Origin of the sequence: Neisseria sp. HMSC078C12, assembly GCF_001838065.1 — a bacterium.
Lineage (GTDB): Bacteria > Pseudomonadota > Gammaproteobacteria > Burkholderiales > Neisseriaceae > Neisseria.
The window spans coordinates 1-1759 of the sequence record NZ_KV835587.1 but is presented as its reverse complement, the minus strand read 5'-3'; the positions used below and the strand labels follow the sequence as shown (position 1 = coordinate 1759).

General features: G+C 38.0%; 2 protein-coding genes. Both read right to left on the bottom strand.

Going from position 1 to position 1759, the window contains the following annotated elements; all coding sequences use genetic code 11:
* Positions 1 to 221 precede the first annotated feature (221 nt).
* A complete protein-coding gene (locus HMPREF2596_RS03200) occupies positions 222 to 773 on the bottom strand; it encodes a DUF4303 domain-containing protein (protein WP_070849608.1) in 552 nt (183 codons plus the stop codon).
* A gap of 32 nt (positions 774 to 805) precedes the next feature.
* A partial coding sequence (locus HMPREF2596_RS11530) for an RHS repeat domain-containing protein (protein ID WP_283140397.1) occupies positions 806 to 1759 on the bottom strand: 954 nt, incomplete at its 5' end.

The window sequence follows — 1759 nt, the reverse complement described above, 5'->3', positions numbered from 1 at the left end:
GGGGGAGGCGATTTGGTAGAGGTCGTCTGAAAGCTGCTTCTCAGACAACCTCTATGTCAATCGGTTTGTCAACCGATAAATAATGAGATTATTAAAGAACAAAAGTTCAGACGACTTCAAAGAGAATATTGAGGTCGTCTGAAAACTGAAAAGCCCGCGTGTGTGTGTTTTACACACACACTAATTAGAATTGGAGGATTTTGTGTACTACTCTGCTTGCTTCAAGCATAACGATTCTTAAAAAGAAGAAATTTTTCTGATGAATTTAATTTCTTGGCTGAATAATTTTCCATAATTTCAGCATTATCACTATCTGCAAGAGAAACATAAAATATTATATTTTTTATCTTATTTTTATCCATCTCAGTTAATGCTAATTTAAATCCTTCGATAATAGCATCATATACATTTGCTTGAACAACTTCAAAATCTTCATCTAATAATTTTTGAATATTATCTAAAATTTCTTGAATATTTTGGTTAAATATTTTATCAATTTCTTCGGGGACTTCACCTGTGCCTATTTCAAATTCTGAATAATACCATTTTACAAAAGAATGTTCTTCAACTGGCAGATTCTTCTTTAATTCTTTGTAATGAGAGATAGTATTTGCAGCCCATCCTAAATACTGACAATAGTCATCGATATATAACACATATGCAAAAATATCATTTTCTTCATATTTCGATAGAACAAAACCTAATGAAGTTAACACTCCATTTTTAACATCATTAATTAAATTATTAGTCAAATTTTCATTTAAAGCTTTCATAACCAATCCTTATATCCAATACACTTAATAAATTAGCATTTTTTACTATGAGAACCATACTTGCCAAAAACTTTCCCACCAATTCTTGTCAATTGCTTACTCATATATTTATCTGCTTGTGCTTTATTCATAACTCCGCGTTTCATCCATTGTGTCACACGCTTATCAGCTTGTTCAAGTAGAGTAGCTACTTTTTCTGCATTTTTAACCGTATGAACACCTTTAATATTTGACGCAATCATTAGATTGGAACGCCCAGTAGTAGTTCGATAGTTAAAATTTAATGGAATATTATATTTATGTGCAATATTTCTGGAACGAGTTAACGCATCCTTCATTGCAGGAGAACGGTCGAACTTTCCTTTAAATATAATATGATGACCATGTGCATTACTTATATGCGGTTTAGCTGTTACTCCATGATTTTTTGGAATATCAAGCCAAGATAAACCTAAGGGATCGCCCCACCCCTGCGCATTAGGCGCAAACGAATAAAGGTTATCCCCGCCCAGCAACCCAATCGGGTCTTGGTTCACAAACCGTCCCGTATCAGATTCATAGTAACGGAAGAAATTGTAATGCAACCCCGTCTCCGCATCAAAATACTGGTTCTGCAACCGGAACGGCTGGTGCGCGTTCGGGTAAACCTTCATCTCCGATTTCAGATGACCCCAAGCGGTGTAGTCTCCATACCACAGCAGATTGCCGAACTGGTCGGTCATCTCCCTCGGAATGCCGATCTGGTCGGTGTGGAAATAAGCGAGGTATTGCTTACCGTCTTTGGCGTTGTCAAAGACTTGCGCCAGCGGTTCGTAGCTGTTTTGGTCGGTGTAGATATAGGTGTAGCTGCCTTTGTAGGTGTACTCCTGAAGTAATCGCGTTCCGTCCCAGACGAAGTGGGTGCGTTTCGGGTCGGTACTCGTCCAGGCGAGTTTGTCTTGACGCTCTTTGGAGAGGCGTCTTCCGAACGGGTCGTAGGCGTATGT

Coding starts and splice junctions, on each gene's coding strand:
- HMPREF2596_RS03200 (WP_070849608.1), bottom strand. CDS start 773: ATGAAAGCTTTAAATGAAAATTTGACTAATAATTTAATTAATGATGTT.